General features: G+C 66.3%; 14 protein-coding genes. 9 read left to right on the forward strand and 5 right to left on the reverse strand.

Features of this window, described 5'->3' with window-relative positions; genetic code table 11:
• Positions 1-5 precede the first annotated feature (5 nt).
• Positions 6-1286 (reverse strand): L-pipecolate oxidase, encoded by a 1281-nt coding sequence (gene amaA / locus HNO51_RS09605; protein WP_209539065.1) that lies wholly within the window; start codon positions 1284-1286, stop codon positions 6-8.
• Between the two features lie 74 nt (positions 1287-1360).
• On the reverse strand, positions 1361-2854 hold the full coding sequence (gene amaB / locus HNO51_RS09610; RefSeq protein ID WP_209539066.1) for an L-piperidine-6-carboxylate dehydrogenase: 1494 nt from the start codon (positions 2852-2854) through the stop codon (positions 1361-1363).
• A 121-nt stretch (positions 2855-2975) separates the two neighbouring features.
• On the opposite strand from amaB, the gene gcvA reads away from it, so the two are divergent.
• Positions 2976-3863, forward strand: coding sequence for a transcriptional regulator GcvA (gene gcvA, locus HNO51_RS09615; protein ID WP_197450772.1), 888 nt, complete (start codon positions 2976-2978; stop codon positions 3861-3863).
• Between the two features lie 69 nt (positions 3864-3932).
• Here gcvA and HNO51_RS09620 read toward each other — a convergent pair whose 3' ends face one another.
• Positions 3933-5636, reverse strand: coding sequence for an AMP-binding protein (locus tag HNO51_RS09620; RefSeq protein WP_209539067.1), 1704 nt, complete (start codon positions 5634-5636; stop codon positions 3933-3935).
• A gap of 117 nt (positions 5637-5753) precedes the next feature.
• Entirely contained in the window at positions 5754-6197 is a 444-nt protein-coding gene (locus HNO51_RS09625) for a MerR family transcriptional regulator (protein WP_197450774.1), read from the reverse strand.
• A 225-nt stretch (positions 6198-6422) separates the two neighbouring features.
• Between HNO51_RS09625 and HNO51_RS09630 the strand changes: the two genes are divergently transcribed.
• From HNO51_RS09630 to HNO51_RS09655, 6 genes are all read left to right on the forward strand, one after another.
• On the forward strand, positions 6423-7589 hold the full coding sequence (locus HNO51_RS09630) for an acyl-CoA dehydrogenase family protein (RefSeq protein WP_197450775.1): 1167 nt from the start codon (positions 6423-6425) through the stop codon (positions 7587-7589).
• Positions 7590-7624: 35 nt separating this feature from the next.
• Positions 7625-8767 carry an enoyl-CoA hydratase/isomerase family protein gene (locus tag HNO51_RS09635; protein WP_197450776.1) on the forward strand — a complete coding sequence of 381 codons (1143 nt, stop codon included), beginning with the start codon at positions 7625-7627 and terminating at the stop codon, positions 8765-8767.
• 54 nt (positions 8768-8821) lie between these two features.
• Positions 8822-9724 (forward strand): 3-hydroxyisobutyrate dehydrogenase, encoded by a 903-nt coding sequence (mmsB, locus tag HNO51_RS09640; RefSeq protein WP_197450777.1) that lies wholly within the window; start codon positions 8822-8824, stop codon positions 9722-9724.
• Positions 9725-9790: 66 nt separating this feature from the next.
• Complete coding sequence (locus tag HNO51_RS09645; RefSeq protein ID WP_242597241.1) at positions 9791-11194, forward strand: MATE family efflux transporter; 1404 nt, start codon at positions 9791-9793, stop codon at positions 11192-11194.
• A gap of 85 nt (positions 11195-11279) precedes the next feature.
• Positions 11280-12461, forward strand: coding sequence for an acyl-CoA dehydrogenase (locus HNO51_RS09650; protein WP_209539068.1), 1182 nt, complete (start codon positions 11280-11282; stop codon positions 12459-12461).
• Positions 12462-12634: 173 nt separating this feature from the next.
• Positions 12635-13840 carry a CaiB/BaiF CoA transferase family protein gene (locus tag HNO51_RS09655; protein WP_197450779.1) on the forward strand — a complete coding sequence of 402 codons (1206 nt, stop codon included), beginning with the start codon at positions 12635-12637 and terminating at the stop codon, positions 13838-13840.
• Between the two features lie 69 nt (positions 13841-13909).
• On the opposite strand, the gene ppsR is transcribed toward HNO51_RS09655, so the two are convergent.
• Positions 13910-14743 carry a posphoenolpyruvate synthetase regulatory kinase/phosphorylase PpsR gene (gene ppsR, locus HNO51_RS09660; RefSeq protein WP_197450780.1) on the reverse strand — a complete coding sequence of 278 codons (834 nt, stop codon included), beginning with the start codon at positions 14741-14743 and terminating at the stop codon, positions 13910-13912.
• A 295-nt stretch (positions 14744-15038) separates the two neighbouring features.
• Between ppsR and ppsA the strand changes: the two genes are divergently transcribed.
• Positions 15039-17411 carry a phosphoenolpyruvate synthase gene (ppsA, locus tag HNO51_RS09665; RefSeq protein WP_197450781.1) on the forward strand — a complete coding sequence of 791 codons (2373 nt, stop codon included), beginning with the start codon at positions 15039-15041 and terminating at the stop codon, positions 17409-17411.
• 105 nt (positions 17412-17516) lie between these two features.
• Positions 17517-19346: a gamma-glutamyltransferase gene (ggt, locus tag HNO51_RS09670; RefSeq protein WP_209539069.1), complete on the forward strand. Its 1830-nt coding sequence runs from the start codon at positions 17517-17519 to the stop codon at positions 19344-19346.
• Positions 19347-19360: the final 14 nt, after the last annotated feature.

Below are 19360 nucleotides of genomic sequence, written 5' to 3' on the forward strand. Positions count from 1 at the left end.
GCAGCTCAACCCAGCACTCTCAGGCATTGCCCCGTGTGATAGAGCGTGAAGCCGCTTTCGTAACCGGAGCTGCGTAGCGCCCTGGCCCGTATCGGCCGGGGTGTGCGAATCGGCAGGGGCAGGGCGTCCTCCTCGCCGGTCATCAGGTATTGGGCGAACCCCTTGCCCACCACGGTGCCAGTGGTGATACCGCGCCCGTTGTAGCCGGAAACGCCCAGCACACCCGGGGCGAGTTCGAAGAGGCGCAGCGTATGATCGGGCGTGAAGCCGATTCGCCCCGTCCAGCTGTATTCCCACTCGATGCTGCCCAACCGAGGGAAATAGTGACGCTGGATGCGATTGGCCCAGCAGCGCAGGAAGGCGGCAGGCTTGCCTTCCCCCTTGCCGAGACTGCCGAGAATCAGTCGGCCTTCGGCATCGCGACGGAGGCTGCTCAGCACCATGCGGGTATCCCAGGCGCCCTGGCGCCCCGGCAGGATCTCATCGGCTGCCGCGCCGGATAGCGGTCGGGAGGCGACCTGGTAGAAGTGGCCGACGAAGAAGTGGCGGCGGACCTCGTTCCAGCGATCCTCGGTGTAGGCATTGGTGGCAAGTACCAGGCGCTGGGCCTGGACGCTGCCGTGAGCGGTGGTGATCCGCCAGCCGTCTCTCGCCCGGGCGACGGCGGTGGCGGCGCTATGGGTGTACAGGCGTGCGCCGGCCGCCTGCGCGGCACGTGCCAGGCCGCGGGTGTAGGCGGCGGGGTTCAGGGTCCCGGCACGGTGGTCGAGCAGGGCGCGGCGGATGCGCCGGGTGCCCACGTGTTCCCGGCAGGCCGTTGCCTCGAGCAGTTCCACGGGTGCCCCACGCCGTTGCAACTGCTCCGCTCGTCGTGACAGTTCCTGCTCGCCCTTGCCATTGTGTGCCAGGTGCAGGGTACCGGTACGGGTCGCCTGGCACGCGATGCCGTGCCGTTCGATCAGCGAGAAGACGACCGCGGGTGCGCCGCCGAGGATGGTGTTGGCGCGCTCGCCGATCTCCTCGCCAAGCACCGCGAGAATATCGTCCGGTGGAATCCACAGTCCCGCATTGACGAGGCCGACATTGCGTCCCGAAGCGCCGCTGGGTAGATCGCCCGCTTCGATCAGGGTCACGCTGACGCCGGCCTCGGCCAGGTGCAGGGCGGTGCTGAGACCGGTAATCCCTCCTCCGATCACCAGCACATCGGTGCGGTGATCGCCTTGCAGCATGGCCAGCTCCAGGGGCGGCTCCGGAGAGGTGTCGTGCCAGAGACAGCGTTCCTTCATTGTGCCTCCCGTACATGAAGTATTGGGGAAGACCTCGGCGAGCCGCTGCGCCGAGGCCGAGGATGCCCTGCCGGTCAGTCGAACTTGATGCCCTGGGCGAGCGGCAGCTCCCTGGAGTAGTTGACGGTGTTGGTCTGGCGGCGCATGTAGCTCTTCCAGACATCGGAGCCCGATTCGCGGCCGCCGCCGGTCTCCTTCTCGCCACCGAAGGCGCCGCCGATCTCGGCGCCGCTGGGGCCGATGTTGACGTTGGCGATACCGCAATCGCTGCCTACCGCGGAGACGAAGGTTTCCGCCTCGCGCACGTCGGTGGTGAAGATGCAGGAGGAGAGCCCCTGGGGTACGTCGTTATTGAGTGCGATGGCTTCGTCGAGCGCTTCGTAGCCGATCACGTAGAGAATCGGTGCGAAGGTTTCGTGCCGCACCAGGTCGCTCTGGCCTTCGACCTCGACGATGGCTGGCGCCACGTAGTAGCCCTCGGGATACTGCTCGGCGAGCTGGCGCTGGCCGCCGAATACGTTGGCACCCTGCTCGCGGGCCTGGGTCAGCACCGCCTGCATGGTGTCGAAGGCCTGGCGGTCGATCAGCGGGCCGATCAGGTTGCCTTCGAGCGGGTCGCCGATACTGATGCCGGCATAGGCCTGCTTGAGCCGGGCGACGACCTCTTCCTTGATGGAGTGATGCACGACCAGGCGGCGCAGCGTGGTGCAGCGCTGGCCGGCGGTCCCCACCGCCGAGAAGAGAATGGCGCGCACGGCCATGTCCAGGTCGGCGCTGGGCGTCAGGATCATGGCGTTGTTGCCGCCCAGTTCGAGGATGCTGCGACCGAAGCGGGCGGCCACGCGCGGCCCCACTTCACGGCCCATCCGCGTGCTGCCGGTGGCGCTGATCAGGGGAATCCTGGCGTCGTCGGTCAGCTGCTCGCCCGCGGCACGCTCGCCGATGATGACCTGGCTGAGGTGCTGAGGCGCGTCGTCGCCGAACTCGGCCATGGCGCGCTCGAGCAGCGCCTGGCAAGCCAGGGCGGTGAGAGGGGTCTTCTCGGAGGGCTTCCACAGCAGGCTGTCGCCGCATACCAGGGCCAGGGCCGCGTTCCAGGCCCAGGGGGCGACCGGAAAATTGAAGGCGGTAATCAACCCGATCGGGCCGAGCGGGTGCCAGCTCTCGCGCATATGGTGCCCGGGGCGCTCGGAGGCGATGGTAAGGCCATAGAGCTGGCGGGACTGCCCAACGGCGAGGTCGCAGATGTCGATCATCTCCTGCACTTCACCGAGCCCTTCCTGGAGGATCTTGCCGCACTCCCAGGTGACCAGTGCGCCCAGGTCCTCCTTGTGGCGGCGCAGCTGATCGCCGAACAGGCGCACCAGTTCGCCGCGACGCGGGGCGGGCACCTGGCGCCACGCTTCAAAGGCGCGCTGGGCGTTGGCGATGGCCGTGTCGATCTCCTGGGCAGTGGCCGTGCGCACACGACCGAGCTCGCTGCCGTCGATGGGAGTGGCGACCGCGATATCGCCGTTTCGGTACTGTTCAGGCGCCACGCCGAGGCGCTGCATCAGGGAGTCGATCATTCTTTCTCCTATCGTTATCATCAGAGAATGTCGTGGCGCCCAGTATTGCTACCGCTGCCGAGCGGCAACAAGCGACGATTACGACACATATCATTCCTTAATTTCATGCTAGGCGGGCGAAATGAGTCGTCGACACCTTCCTTCCCTGGCCGGGCTGCAATGCTTCGAGGCGGCGGCCCGCCATCTGAGCTTCACCCGCGCGGCAGATGAGCTGAGCCTGACCCAGAGCGCCGTGAGCAAGCAGGTCGCACAGCTGGAGTCGATCCTGGAGCACCCGCTGTTCCGGCGCATTCGTCGGCGCCTGCACCTCACCCCCGAGGGGGCGATCTACCTTGGCGAGGCGCGCAAGATCCTCGCCCAGGTGGAGATGTCGACGCGCTACATGCAGTCCTACGGCGGCGAGGCGGACGTGCTCAACGTGGCGACCCTGCCCACCTTCGGGGCGCGCTGGCTGATCCCGCGGCTCAACGGTTTCCGCTTTCGCCACCCCAACATCAACCTCAACATCAGCAACCGGGTCGAGCCGTTCGACATGCAGCAGGAGCGGGTGGAGGTGGCGTTCTTCTTCGGGCACGGAGCCTGGCCCAAGGCCGAATGCATCCGGTTGCTCGAGGAGGAGATCGTGCCGGTCTGCTCGCCGCAGGCGCTGGAGGGCATGAGGGTGGAAGAACCGCTGGCGCTGACGCGGCTCGTGCTGCTGCAGAGCGCCACCCGTCCCGAGGCGTGGCACGACTGGTTCGATGCCCAGGGCCAGTACACCGAGCACAGCTATCATGGGCCGCGCTTCGATACCTTCTATATGGCGCTGCGAGCGGCGCAGGCCGGCTGCGGCGTGGCGCTGGTGCCGCGCTTCCTGGTCCAGGAGGAGATCGACGAGGGCAAGCTGGTGGTACCCTGGCCGTTCAGCCTGAAGAGCCGGGACGCCTATTACATGGCCTACCCGGAGCACATGGCGGACCTCTACAAGGTGCGTGCCTTCATCGACTGGATACGCGAGCGCATCGTCTGACGGCGAAACGCAAGCGCCCCTGCCGGGGCAGGGGCGTGACGGTCGTCAAGGCGTCGCCTGGTCAGCGGTTCAGGCCAGGCCCAGCTCGTGGGTGGCTTCCTCACGCATCTTGAATTTCTGGATCTTGCCGGTGACGGTCATCGGGAACTCGTCGACGAACTTCACGTAGCGCGGGATCTTGTAGTGGGCGATCTTGCCCTTGCAGAATTCCTTGAGCTCGTCGGCGGTGAGCTTCTGGCCATCACCGAGCTTGACCCAGGCCATGACCTCCTCGCCGTACTTCTCGTCGGGCACGCCGATCACCTGCACATCGGAGATGGCCGGGTGGGTGTAGAGGAAATCCTCGATCTCGCGTGGATAGATGTTCTCACCGCCGCGGATGATCATGTCCTTGATGCGGCCGACGATGGCCACATAGCCTTCCTCGTCCATGGTGGCGAGATCGCCGGTATGCATCCAGCCGGCGCTATCGATGGATTTGGCGGTGGCCTCCTCGTTGTTCCAGTAGCCGAGCATCACGCTGTAACCTCGGGTGCACAGCTCGCCGGTCTCGCCGCGGGGCACTACCGCGCCGGTTTCGGGGCTGACCAGCTTGACCTCGAGATGGGGGTGGATGGTGCCCACCGTGGTCACGCGTTTGTCCAGCGGGGCGTCGGTCTGGGTCTGGAAGCTGACCGGGCTGGTTTCGGTCATCCCGTAGCAGATGGTCACGTCCTCCATGTGCATCTTGTCGATGACCTTGCGCATCACCTCGATGGGGCAGATCGAGCCCGCCATGATGCCGGTGCGCAGGGTGGAGAGGTCGTACTGGGCGAAGTCGGGGTGTTCCAGCTCAGCGATGAACATGGTCGGCACGCCGTAGAGCGCCGTGGCCTTCTCGTCGGACACCGCCTTGAGGGTGGCCTCCGGGTCGAAGCCGTCGCCCGGATAGATCATGGTGGCACCGTGGGTCATGCAGCCCAGGTTGCCCATCACCATGCCGAAGCAGTGGTAGAGCGGTACCGGGATCACCAGGCGGTCCTTCTCGGAGAAGCCCATGGTGCGGGCGACGAAGAAGCCGTTGTTGAGGATGTTGTGGTGGGAGAGGGTGGCGCCCTTGGGCGCCCCGGTGGTGCCCGAGGTATACTGGATGTTGATCGGCTCGTCGAACTGCAGCGTGGCCTGGACGTCGGCCAGGTGTTCTTCCGAGACCTCGTCGGCATGGGCCAGCATGCTCTGCCAGCTGAACATGCCGGTCAGGGCGCGGTCGGCGTCGAGGCAGACCACGCGCTTGAGATCGGGCAGCTTGGCGCAGGAGAAGGTGGAGGGGGCGCCGTCGCGCAGCTCCGGGGCCAGCTCCGCCAGCGTGGCCACGTAGTCGGAAGTCTTGAACTTGCCCTGCAGAATCAGGGTGGAAGTGCCGGACTGCTTGAGCGCGTAGTCGAGCTCATGGGTGCGGTAGCTGGGGTTGATGTTGACCAGGATGGCGCCGATCTTCGCCGTGGCGAACTGGGTGATGGTCCACTCGGCGCAGTTGGGCGACCAGATGCCCACCCGATCGCCTTTCTTCACGCCCAGCGCGAGCATGGCCCGGGCGGCCTGGTCGACCGCCTGCTGCAGCTCCTTCCAGGTGTAGCGCAGCCCCTGGTGCAGGCTGAGCAGGGCCTCGCCATCGGGAAAGCGTGCCACGGTCGCGTCGAAGCAGTCGCCGATGGTTTCGCCCTTGAGAGGCGTATCGCTGATGCCGCTGACGTAACTGTTCGGGACGCGTTCTTGCAGTGCTTGGCGTGTCATCGTATTACCCGTCTTGTTGTGCAGTTGGCTGCGGTAGTCGATTGCCGATGGGCGCCGTGGCCGGGCGCCCATCCGTTGAACGGCGTGTCGGGACGTCAGGTTGCGGCGGCCCAAGCCCTACGCCTGGCCGAGGCGCTCGAGTACCTCGCGGGCGCGCATTTCCACGTCATCGAGTTCGCGTTGCATCAGGCGAATGTCCTCCAACTGACGCTCCATGTTGTTGCGCTTGTCGGCGAGGATCTCCAGCAGGCGCTTAAGCTGTCGAGCGTTGCCATCGGGCATGGCGTCGTACATCTCGATGACCTCGCGGATCTCGGCCAGCGAGAAACCCAGGCGCTTGCCGCGCAGGGTCAGCTTGAGGCGAACGCGGTCCTTCTCGTGGTAGATGCGGGTCTGGCCGCGACGCTCCGGTGCGAGCAGGCCCTCCTGCTCATAGAAGCGGATGGTGCGCGGCGTCACCTCGAACATCCGGGCCAGTTCGCCTATCAAATAGGTACGGCGCTGCCGGGGCAGGCTGCTGCCGTTGGCCGGGGGGGTGACTTCCGCTTTGGATATGCTCATGTCATTCGCTTCCTATGAGTTGGGCGGGGCCCTCAGGCGGTGTCCCTCCACTTATCGCAACACTAGACGACGTTAACGTTAACGTAAAGTGGTTGTCGACCAAGGGAGGTATGCGATAAAACCTAGCAAGTGCTAGGTTGGTTGGCGATGAGGTGCGGCCTCGACGACCCTGCCAGCCGGTTTCTGCTGGACGAACGGACCGCCAAACTTCTTGAGGACAGCGCAATGGATTTCTCCCTAACCGACGATCAGAAGGCGCTGGTGCAGGCCGCCGCGGATTTTTCGCGGGCGGAACTGGCCGAGCACGCCGCCGAATGGGACGCCACCTCCCACTTCCCGGTCGATGTCATCCGCCGGGCCGGCGAAGCGGGACTGCTCGGCATCTATATTCCCGAAGAGCGCGGCGGCCTGGGGCTGTCGCGTCTCGATGCCTCGCTGATCTTCGAGCAGCTCTCCCAGGGCTGCATCTCGACGACCGCCTATCTTACCATCCACAACATGGTGGCCTGGATGGTGGCCAGCTGGGGCAGCGAGGCGCTGCGCGAAAGCTGGGTGGAGCGGCTGATCAGCGGCGAGTGCCTGGGCTGCTACTGCCTGACCGAGCCGGGTTCCGGTTCGGATGCTGCCAGCCTGCGGACCAAGGCCGTGCGCGAGGGCGACGAGTATGTCATCAGTGGCTCCAAGATGTTCATCTCCGGCGCCGGGGCCAACGACGTGCTGGTGGTCATGGCGCGCACCGGTGCGCCCGACAGCGGTGCCGGAGGCGTGTCGGCGATCCTGGTGCCGGCGGATGCCGCGGGGATCGAGTACGGCAAGAACGAAGAGAAGATGGGGTGGAAGAGCCAGCCCACGCGGCTGATCAGCTTCGACGGCGTACGCGTGCCGGTGGGCAATCGGCTGGGCGAGGAGGGTGAAGGCTTCAAGCTGGCGATGAAGGGGCTTGACGGCGGCCGGCTGAATATCGCCAGCTGTTCGCTGGGCGCCGCTCAGCATGCGCTGACCCTGTCGCGCAACTACCTGCAGGAGCGCAAGCAGTTCGGCCGTGAGCTGGCGCAATTCCAGGCGCTGCAGTTCAAGCTGGCCGACATGGCGACAGAGCTGGCGGCGGCCCGGCTGATGGTGCGCCATGCCGCCTGGCGACTCGACCAGGGCGACCCGGAAGCCACGGCCTATTGCGCCATGGCCAAGCGTTTCGCCACCGACATGGGCTTCAACGTCTGCAACGAGGCGCTGCAGCTGCATGGCGGTTATGGTTACCTGAGGGAGTTTCCCCTGGAGCGCATGGTGCGCGACACCCGCGTGCACCAGATCCTCGAGGGCACCAACGAGATCATGCGTGTGATCGTGGCTCGCCGCCTGCTGGCGGACGGCGTGATCGAAGCGTTGCAATGAGCATTAGCGGCTATGAGCATAAGGAGAAAGCAGGCATGACGGAGCTAGCGGTCATCTTCGATGAGCTGCCGACCCGCGACGGCGGGCGGATCGGTGTCGCCACCCTCAACTCGCCCAAGTCGCTCAACGCCCTGTCGCTGGAGATGGCGCGACAGCTCGACGCCAAGCTCGCGGCCTGGGCGGTGGACCGCAGTATCGTCGCGGTGTGGCTGGAGGGGGCCGGTGAAAAGGCGTTCTGCGCCGGCGGCGACGTGGTGGCGCTGTACCGTTCGATGACCGAGGCGGGCGACGATCCCGGCGCCGGGCGCGACAGCCTCTTTGCCGAGACCTACTTCACCACGGAATATCGCCTCGATTACCGCATTCATACCTATCCCAAGCCGATCCTGGTATGGGGCGACGGCATCGTCATGGGCGGCGGCCTGGGCCTGATGGCCGGGGCGTCGCGGCGCCTGGTGACGGAGACCACGCTGATCGCCATGCCCGAGATCACCATCGGCCTTTATCCGGACATCGGCGCCAGCTGGTTCCTCAACCGCATGCCGCCGGGCGTTGGCGCCTACCTGGGCATCACCGGGGGCCAGCTCAATGCCCGCGATGCGCTCGACCTGGGGCTGGCGGACCACTTCGTGCCGCGCGAGCGGCGTGAGGCCCTGCTGGAAGCCCTGGGTGAGACCGATTACGGCACGCGCAGCCCCCGCGAGCTGCAGGCCGGGGTGCAGCGGGTTCTCGACGAGCTCGAGGCGCGCGACCGGGCTCCTGCGCCGCAGGTGGCGCCGCTGCTCGATCATCTTCAGGCGCTGGTCGGACAGGTCGATGCCGTCGCCGCGGTCGAGCGTATCCTCGAGGATCGCCGTGACGACGCCTGGCTCGTTGCCAATCGCAAGCGGCTGGCGGCCGGTAGCCCACTGAGCGCGCACCTGGTCTGGCGCATGCTCGAACGGCACCGTCACTCCAGCCTGGCCGATGCCTTCCGCGAGGAGCTGAACCTCTCGGTGCAGTGCTGCCGACGGGGCGATATCGCCGAGGGGGTCAGGGCGTTGCTGATCGACAAGGACAAGAGCCCGAAGTGGCAGCACGAAAGCGTCGCCCGCGTTCCCGAGGCGGACCTCCAGGCACTGCTGGCGCCGCTGTGGAGCGAGGAGGAGCATCCGCTTCGCGACCTCGGTCGCGAGTGACTCCTTGGACCCAAACCGCATTCTCTTTCATAACGACAATCAGGAGCAGCTCGCATGAAAATCGCCTTTATCGGCCTGGGCAACATGGGTGCCCCGATGGCCCTCAATCTGGTCAAGGCCGGCCATGAGGTCAGCGTCTTCGACCTGGTCGATGCCGCCATGCGGCGCCTCGAAGAGGCCGGAGCCCGGGCCGGTGCCAGTGCCGAGGACGCGACCCGCGGGGCCGAGGTGGTCATCTCGATGCTGCCGGCCGGCCAGCACGTTCGGCGCCTCTACATCGGTCAGCCGGAGGCGCCGGGACTGTTCGGTGCGCTCGAAGGCAAGCCGCTGATCATCGATGCTTCCACCATTTCGCCGGAGGATGCACGCACCGTGGGCGAGGCTGCCGCCGAGCGCGGGCTGACCTACCTCGATGCCCCGGTCTCCGGCGGCGTGGGTGGCGCCCAGGCCGGCACCCTGACCTTCATCGTCGGTGGCAGCCAGGCCGGCTTCGAGCAGGCCAGGCCGGTGCTCGAGGGCATGGGCAAGAACATCTTCCACGCCGGTGAGATCGGCGCCGGGCAGGTGGCCAAGATCTGCAACAACATGCTGCTCGGCATCCTCATGAGCGGCACCGCCGAGGCCCTGGCCCTGGGGGTCAAGAACGGCCTCGACCCCGCCGTGCTCTCGGAGATCATGAAGCAGAGCAGCGGCGGCAACTGGGCGCTCAACGTCTACAACCCCTGGCCCGGGGTGATGGAGGGTTCCGCCGCCTCGCGCGACTACCAAGGCGGCTTCCTCACCGACCTGATGGCCAAGGATCTCGGGCTGGCGTGGGAGCTGGCGCTGGGCTGCAAGGCCACGGTGCCGATGGGCTCCCAGGCGCGCAACCTGTTTGCGCTGCACGCGGCCCAGGGCAACGGCGGGCTGGACTTTTCCAGTATTCAGAAGCTTTACCGCTCGGGCGAGGAGAGCTGAGCCCCCTTTTGGCAGCTTGGCGAGAAACGGGCACAATCTTGTGCCCGTTTCTCGTTTCGAGGTCCCATGCCAACGTCCCCCTCCACGGCTGAAGGTGGCTCGCGACGCCCCATGCGGCGTGAGCTGCTCGAAGGTCCCATTGCCCTGACCCTGCTGCGCAAGTGCCTACCCGTCGTGGGCGGCATGATCGCCATGATGAGCTTCAACCTGGTCGATACCTGGTTCATCGCGCGGCTGGGGCCGCAGCCACTGGCGGCGGTGTCGTTCACGTTTCCCGTCGTGTTCGCGGTGATCAGCCTGGCCATCGGTCTGGGCATCGGCACCTCGGCAGTGGTGGCGCGGCTATTGGGGCGGGGCGATCACGACACGGTGCGGCGAAGGGCGACGGATGCCGCGCTGCTGGCGCTGGCGGTCGGCGTGCTGCTGAGCGTGCTGGGCCTGGCCACCCTCGAGCCGCTGTTCCGCCTGCTCGGAGCCGACGCCGCCCTGATGCCGCACATCCGCGACTACATGGGCGTCTGGTACCTGGGGGCGGCCGCGGTGATCGTGCCGCGGGTGCTCAACAGCGTGCTGCGCGCCCAGGGCAACACCCTGATCCCCGGGCTGATGATGGCACTGGCCGCGCTGCTCAACGGACTGCTCGACTGGCTGCTGATCTTCGGCGTGGGGCTGCTGCCGGCGCTGGGTGTACAGGGCGCGGCCCTGGCCACGGTGCTGAGCTGGAGCGCCATGACCGCGGCGCTGTTCTGGCAGCGCGAGCTGCGTGAGTGTCTCGACCTGCGCCATCTCACGCCGAGCGGGTTGATGGCGTCGTGGCGGGAGCTGGGCCGTATTGCCGTGCCGGCGGCGATCACCAGCGTCTTCACACCGCTGGCCCTGGCGCTGGTCACCCGCATCGTCGCCGGGCATGGCCACCATGCGGTGGCGGGCTATGGCGTGGGCACGCGTATCGAGGCCATCGCCCAGATCGGCGTGCTGGCGCTGTCGATGACCCTGCCGCCACTGGTCAGTCAGAACGCCGGGGCTGGGCAGCACGAGCGTGTGCGGCGGGCCATCTTCGGCTGCTTCGCCTTCGTGCTGGCGTGGCAGCTCGGCGTCTGGCTGCTGCTGCAGCTGCTGGCCCCCTGGCTGATGGTCAGCTATGCCACGGGCGATGAGATGGCCGAGGTACTGCGCAGCTTCCTGTGGTGGGTGCCGCTGGGCCTGGGCGCCCAGGGCGTGGTCATTCTGGCGGTATCGTCCTTCAACGCGCTGCATGAGCCGGCCCGCGCCATGCGGCTCTCGGTGATCCGGCTGTTCCTGCTGACCGTGCCGCTGGCCTGGCTGGGGGGAGTGCTGGCCAGCACCCGGGGCATCTTCGTCGGCCTGTTCCTGGCCAACGCACTGGTGGGGATGGTGGCGTGGCGCGCGCTTCGCCGGCGGCTCGATGCCATGCGCGCGGAGGCGCCAGCTCACGCTCACGGTGGGTGAGAAAAAAGCGCGACAGGGGGTTGGCATTACGATTCCTATGGTCTACATTTGCTGAAAATGTAGAAATTATTAGAGGAGAGTCACCATGAGCCAAATCACCCCCGTTACTTGGGAAGACCCGTTTCGCCTGATCGACCAGCTCGACGAAGACGAGCGCATGGTCCTGCAGACCGCCCACGACTACTGCCAGGACAAGCTGATGCCGCGGGTGCTCGAAGCCAACCGCCACGAGCGCTTCGACCGCGAGATCATGAACGAGATGGGTGAGCTGGGCCTGCTCGGCGCCACCATCGACGGCTACGGCTGCGCCGGCATGAACTACGTCAGCTACGGCCTGATCGCCCGCGAGGTGGAGCGCGTCGATTCCGGCTATCGCAGTGCCATGAGCGTGCAGTCGAGCCTGGTGATGTATCCCATCCATGCCTTCGGCAGCGACGCCCAGCGCGATAAGTACCTGCCCAAGCTGGCCAGCGGCGAGTGGGTGGGGGCTTTCGGCCTCACCGAGCCCGACCATGGTTCCGATCCGGGCAACATGTCCACCCGCGCCGTACGTACCGACAGCGGCTGGCGCCTCAATGGCACCAAGACCTGGATCACCAACTCGCCCATCGCCGACGTGTTCGTGGTCTGGGCGCGGGACGAGGAGGGCGTGGTCAACGGCTTCATCCTCGAGAAGGGGATGAAGGGGCTCTCGGCGCCCAAGATCGAGGGCAAGTTCAGCCTGCGCGCCTCCGTCACCGGGCAGATCGCCATGCAGGACGTAGAGGTCTCCGACGAGCAGCGCCTGCCGGGCGTGACCGGGCTCAAGGGACCGTTCTCGTGCTTGAACCGCGCGCGCTACGGCATCGCCTGGGGCAGCATGGGTGCCGCCGAGGCGTGCTGGCATGCCGCCCGCCAGTACACCCTGGATCGCAAGCAGTTCGGCCGCCCGCTGGCCGCCAACCAGCTGATCCAGAAGAAGCTCGCCGACATGCAGACCGAGATTGCCCTGGGCCTGCAGGCCGCACTGCGAGTGGGCCGCATGATCGACGCCAGCCAGCTGGTGCCGGAGGCGATCTCGCTGATCAAGCGCAACAACTGCGGCAAGGCGCTCGACATCGCCCGGGTGGCCCGCGACATGCACGGCGGCAACGGCATTGCCGACGAATACCATGTGATTCGCCACGTGATGAACCTCGAGGCGGTCAATACCTACGAGGGCACTCACGACGTTCACGCGCTGATTCTCGGTCGCGCTCAGACAGGCATCCAAGCCTTCGCCAACTGATTCACCGAGATCCAAACGCTACCTCTAACGAGGAGCGACGGGGCAAGCCGAAGAAGAGGGTCCGATGCCATGGATGGCGTCGGTAGCGTACAGGGATGTATTCACAGCGCCTCTTCGAAGGTCCGACACTTCGGGGCTTGCCCACCGCAGCGACGAGTGTGGAAGGAGTCAAGATGAGTCGACCGCTGGAAGGCATCACGGTACTCGACATGTCGCGAGTGCTGGCCGGCCCCTGGGCCGGCCAGCTGCTCGCCGACCTCGGGGCGCGGGTGATCAAGATCGAGCATCCCGAGCGCGGTGACGACACTCGCGGCTGGGGGCCGCCATGGCTGGCCGCCGAGGATGAGGTCGAGCGCGTGGCGGCCTACTTCCTCTGCGCCAACCGTGGTAAGCAGTCGCTGGCCGTCGATATCGCATGCGACAGGGGGCAGGCGCTGGTTCGCCGGCTCGCGACGGGCGCCGACATCGTGCTGGAGAACTTCAAGGTCGGCGGCTTGGCCAAGTACGACCTCGACTACGCCAGCCTCAAGGCCCTCAACCCGCGCCTGATCGGTTGCTCCATCACCGGCTTCGGCCAGGACGGCCCCTATGCCCACCGCGCCGGCTACGACTTCATGATCCAGGCCATGGGCGGGCTGATGAGCATCGGCGGCGAGCCCGACGGCATGCCGATGAAGACCGGCGTGGCGATCACCGACGTGATGACGGGGCTCTACGCCACCATCGGCGTGCTGGCGGCACTGCACGAGCGCGAGCGCACCGGGCAGGGGCAGCACGTGGACGTGGCGCTGCTCGACGTGCAGGTGGCGGCGCTCGCCAACCAGGCGCTCAACGCCCTGGTCAGCGGCGTTTCGCCCGAGCGCCACGGCAATGCCCACCCCAACATCGTGCCTTACCAGGCCTTCGCCTGCGCCGACGGCCACCTGGTGCTGACCGTGGGCAACGACGGGCAGTTCTCGCGTCTGGCCGAACTGCTGGGCCACCCCGAATGGGCCACCGATACCGCCTACGCCACCAATGCCGCCCGGGTGGGCAGCCGCGAGGTGCTGGTGCCGCTGATCCAGTCGATCCTGCTGACCCGCGGACGTGACGAATGGCTGGCCGAACTGGAGGCGCGGGGCATTCCCGCCGGGCCGATCAACACCATCAGCGAGGTGTTCGACGACCCCCAGGTGAAACACCGCGGCTTGCGGCGGTCGCTCAGGCGCGGCGACCTCGAGGTACCCCAGGTGGCCTGTCCGCTGCGCTTCGACAGCGAGCCCGCCGTCAGCGAGGTGGCGCCGCCCCGGCTGGGCCAGGACAGTGACGCGATTCTCGCCGAAATGGGCCTGACCGCCGACGACATCGACCGCCTGCGGCGTGAGGGGATCGTCAACTGAGGTCTTCGGGCCGAGCGGGAAGTCGGCGGCCGGGCACGAGCCCGGCCGCCTTCGTTTAGGCGACGGGTGTCAGCGCGGCGAGAAGCGTCGCGTCAGTCCCGTCTCGGCGATCATGCGGGTGGAGATCTCCTCGATCGAGAAGCGCGTGGTGTCGATGTAGGGGATGTGCATCTGGCGGTAGAGCCCTTCGGCCTGTTCCACTTCCTGAACGCACTGGTCCAGCGAGCTGTAGCGGCTGTTGGGCCGTCGTTCATGGCGGATGGCGGCCAGCCGGCGCGGGTCGATGGTCAACCCGAACAGCTTGTGACGATACTGGGCGAGGGCGCGGGGCAGCTTGAGGGTTCCGTCCTCGTCGAGGTCGTCCTCGGTGAGCGGATAGTTGGCGGCGCGGATGCCGAATTGCAGGGCGAGGTAGAGCGAGGTGGGCGTCTTGCCGCAGCGCGACACCCCGACCAGAATCACGTCGGCCTGGTTGTATTGGTGGGTGCGGGCGCCGTCGTCGTTGTCCAGGGCGAAATGGACCGAGTGAATACGATCCATGTAGACCTCGTCCTGGCCGATGGAGTGGGTGCGGCCCACGGTATAGCTCGAATGGGTGCCAAGCTCCTTTTCCAGCGGCTTCAGGAAGGTCGAGAAAATGTCGATCTTGAAGCCGGGGGCACTGCGGATCACCTCGCGGATGGTCTCGTCGACGATGGTATCGATGATGATCGGCTCCTCACCGTCACGCACGGCGGTATCCGTGATGATCTCGACCAGGGTGCGGGCCTTGTCGACGGTGTCGATATAGGGCTTGGTCAGCATGCGCAGCTCGACGTTTTCGAACTGTGCGAGCAGGCTGCGTCCCAGGCTCTCGGCGGTGATGCCGGTGCCGTCGGAAATGAAAAAGGCGGTACGGGACATGGCGTCGGCGGTATCCGTATAGGGTTCGATGGCACATTGTCAGGGCTCGTGGCGCCGTCGGCAAGGCGCGGTTCCGCGGCTCTCGGGTGCTCCCGACTACAGAAACCGCCCGAAACGGTCGATTGTTGTAAAAAACCTCCAGTGACTTCGATGTTAGACCAATGGCGAATATGGCCGCTTGCGTTTAAGGTGGGCAGCATTGCGTTTTTCGCCTGAGGCGGCCCTGCCCGAAGAGCTGCAAGCGCAAGCGGTGCAACGACGGTAGGGCCTCGGCAACGAAGATCAAGGGGGTTACGTGGAAGACTATATCCTGTGGTTCGATCAGCTCGGCATGGACGATGTGGAGCGGGTAGGCGGCAAGAACGCCTCGCTCGGGGAGATGATCTCCAACCTGTCGGGAGCCGGCGTCACCGTCCCTGGCGGCTTTGCCACCACCGCCCATGCCTATCGTGAGTTCCTCGCCCACGAAGGGCTCAACGAGCGGATCAACCAGGCCCTGGCGCGGCTCGACGTCGATGATGTCGGCGAGCTCGCCCGGGTCGGTGCCGAGATCCGCCAGTGGGTGATCGACACTCCGTTGCCGCCCACCTTCGAGACGCACCTGCGCAGCGCCTACGACAAACTGGCTAGCCAGCACCCCAACCTCAAGGTCGCGGTGCGCAGCTCAGCCACTGCCGAGGATTTGCCGGACGCGTCGTTTGCCGGGCAGCAGGAGACCTTCCTCAACATCGAGGGTTTCGACAACGTCAAGCGCGCCGTGCATGAGGTGTTCGCTTCACTGTTCAACGACCGCGCCATCTCCTATCGCGTGCATCGCGGCTATGCCCACGAGAACGTGGCGCTGTCGGCGGGCATCCAGAAGATGGTGCGCTCCGAGACCGGCGCCTCCGGCGTGATGTTCACCCTCGACACCGAGTCGGGCTATCGCGATGCGGTGTTCGTCACCGCTTCCTGGGGCCTGGGCGAAACGGTCGTTCAGGGCTCGGTCAATCCCGACGAGTTCTACGTGCACAAGTCGACCCTGGCGGCGGGGCGTCCGGCCGTGCTGCGCCGAAACCTCGGCTCCAAGCTGATCAAGATGGTCTACGGCAGCGATGCCAGCGCCGGCAAGTCGGTCTCCACCGTCGACGTGCCGCTCAAGGATCGCGCGCGCTTCTGTATCAGCGACGAACAGGTGATGGCGCTGGCGCGCCAGGCGGTGACCATCGAAGAGCACTACGGCCGGCCGATGGACATCGAATGGGCGCTCGACGGCGACGACGGTGAGCTCTACATCGTCCAGGCGCGTCCGGAAACCGTGGTCTCGCAGCAGGAAGGAGGCAAGCTGGAGCGCTTCCACCTCAAGGAGAAGGGGCGCACCCTGGTGAGCGGCCGCGCCATCGGCCAGCGCATCGGTCGTGGCGCGGTGAAGATCGTCTTCACGCCCGAGGAGATGGACAAGGTCAACGCCGGTGACGTGCTGGTCACCGACATGACCGATCCCGACTGGGAGCCGATCATGAAGCGCGCCTCGGCGATCGTCACCAACCGCGGCGGCCGGACGTGCCATGCGGCGATCATCGCCCGCGAGCTGGGCATTCCCGCCGTGGTCGGCTGTGGCGATGCCACCGAGATCCTCGAGGACGGTCGCGACGTCACCGTCTCCTGCGCCGAGGGCGACACCGGCCATGTCTACGAGGGGCTGCTCGACTACGACCGTCGCGTCACCAGCGTCGACTCGATGCCCGAGATCCCGTTCAAGATCATGATGAACGTAGGTAACCCCGACCGCGCCTTCAGCTTCGCCAGCCTGCCTCACGCCGGCGTCGGCCTGGCGCGCCTGGAGTTCATCATCAACCGCATGATCGGCGTGCATCCCAAGGCGCTGCTCGAGTACGACACGCTGCCGCTGGACTTGCAGCAGACCATCAACCTGCGCACCGCCGGCTATGCCAGCCCCGTGGACTTCTACGTCGACAAGCTGGTCGAGGGCATCTCGACCCTGGCGGCGGCGTTCCATCCGCAGCGGGTGATCGTGCGGCTCTCCGACTTCAAGTCGAACGAGTACGAGAACCTGATCGGCGGCAAGCTCTACGAGCCGGGCGAGGAGAACCCGATGCTCGGTTTCCGCGGCGCCTCGCGCTACATCTCCGATGCCTTCCGTCCCTGCTTCGAGCTCGAGTGCCGGGCGCTCAAGCGGGTGCGCGACGAGATGGGGTTCGACAACATCGAGATCATGGTGCCGTTCGTGCGCACGACCGACGAGGCGCGCGAAGTCGTGGAGCTGATGGCCGCCAACGGGCTCAAGCGCGGTGACAATGGGCTCAAGGTCATCATGATGTGCGAACTGCCGGCCAACGCGCTGCTGGCCGAGGAGTTCCTCGAACACTTCGACGGTTTCTCGATCGGCTCCAACGACCTGACCCAGTTGACGCTGGGCCTGGATCGCGACTCGGGCATCGTGGCCCATCTGTTCGACGAGCGTAACCCGGCGGTGAAGCGCCTGCTGGCCATGGCCATCCAGGCCTGCAAGGCCCAGGGCAAGTACGTCGGCATCTGCGGCCAGGGCCCATCCGACCACCCCGACCTGGCCAAGTGGCTCATGGAGCAGGGTATCGACTCCGTTTCGCTCAATCCCGATGCGGTACTCGAGACCTGGTTCATGCTGGCCGGGGAAACGCTCGCGTAGTTAAGTTCTCTTAAGTTACAAACTTGCCCGATTGATGACTCTCAATCGGGCTTTTTTTCGCCTATGCTGTACACCTCTTACATGGAGTTACCGAGGGGCCCGCTCATGGACTTCCGATCAGTTTCCTTTCGTCGATACTGGTTAGTTACCGTTGCTTCAGTGTGCGTGCTGAGCACGCCGCTGCTGGCAACTTCCGAGGTGGCCTTTCAATACGAAGCCCCGGCCATCGCGCCGGAGGCCGCGTCCGGCTACAACGAAAAACCTGGCTGGGCCACCGAGCGCTTTGCCGTGGCGGCAGCCAACCCGCTGGCCACCGACGCCGGCTATCAGGTACTCAAGGCGGGCGGTTCGGCCGTGGATGCCGCCATCGCCGTGCAGATGGTCCTGACCCTGGTGGAGCCGCAGTCGAGCGGCATCGGCGGCGGTGCCTTCCTGATGCACTACGATGGCAGCGAGGTAAAGGCCTACGACGGTCGCGAGACGGCCCCGCGTGCCGCCAGCGAGTCGCTGTTCCTCAACGGTGGGGGCGAGCCCCTGGAGTTCATGGAGGCGGCGGCCAGCGGTCTCTCGGTCGGCGTGCCGGGAACCGTGCGCATGCTCGAGATGGCCCACGAGAAGCACGGCAAGCTACCCTGGGCGGATCTCTTCGCCCCCGCCATCACTCTGGCCCAGGATGGTTTCGAGGTCAGCCCGCGCCTGCATGCCAGCCTGGCCGCCGAGGAGCGGCTGCGCGACGATCCGCTGGCCAGCGTCTTCTACTACACCGATGAGGGCGAGCCGCTGCCTGCGGGGCATCGCCTGCAGAACCTGGCCCTTGCCGAGGTGCTGCGCAAGATTGCCGAGAACGGCAGCAAGGCGCTGCATACCGGGCCGGTTGCCGAGGACCTGGTCCAGCGGGTACAGGGACATGACGGCCGGCCGGGGGCGATCAGCCTGGAGGACATGGCCACCTACGTGGCGAAGGCTCGTGACCCGCTGTGCACCGACTGGCAGGACTACCGCGTGTGTGGCTTCCCGCCGCCGTCCTCGGGCCACCTCACCATCATGCAGATCCTCGGTATCCTGGAGCAACTGCCGGCCCTCGACGAGCCACTGGAGGAGGGGCGGCCCGGTACCGAATGGCTGCACCGCTTCCTCGAGGCGTCGCGTCTGGCCTTTGCCGATCGTAACAAGTTCATTGCCGACCCGGATTTCGTCAATCCTCCCGGTGGCGACTGGAACAGCATGCTCGACGAGGAGTACCTGGCCGAGCGTGCCGAGCTGATCGGCGAGCAGAGCGTGGGAGTCGACGGCGCCGAACCGGGCAATCCCGGCGAGGTGGAAACGGCCTGGGCCGTTCAGCCCATCCAGCCCGAATACGGCACCAGCCATATCAGCATCGTCGACGAGGAGGGCAATGCGGTGGCCATGACCACCACCATCGAGGCGGCTTTCGGCTCCCGCATCATGGCCGATGGCGGCACCGGATTACCGGGCGGCTACCTGCTCAACAACGAGCTCACCGACTTCTCGTTCCGTCCCCTCGACAGCGATGGCTCGCCGATCGCCAACCGCGTCGAGGCCGGCAAGCGCCCGCGCTCAAGCATGAGCCCGACGCTGGTGTTCGACCGCGAGAGCAATGAGCTGATCGCCAGCCTGGGCTCGCCGGGCGGTGCGGCGATCATCCACTACACCGCCAAGGCACTGGTGGCGATGCTCGACTGGGGGCTGGATGCGCAGGAGGCGCTCGACCTGCCGCATGCCATCACCCTGGGCGGCCCGGCCTATCTCGAAGAGGGGCGTTATCCGGCCCACGTGATCGAAGCCCTCAACGAGCTCGGCCACGAGGCCAGTGAGCGCGAGCTGGTGAGCGGCCTGCAGGCGATCCAGCGCACCGAGGAGGGCTTCTTCGGCGGTGCCGATCCACGTCGTGAGGGCGTGGTGATGGGCGACTAGCCCGGGCGGGCGGC

The organism is Billgrantia sulfidoxydans, assembly GCF_017868775.1.
Taxonomy (GTDB): domain Bacteria; phylum Pseudomonadota; class Gammaproteobacteria; order Pseudomonadales; family Halomonadaceae; genus Halomonas; species Halomonas sulfidoxydans.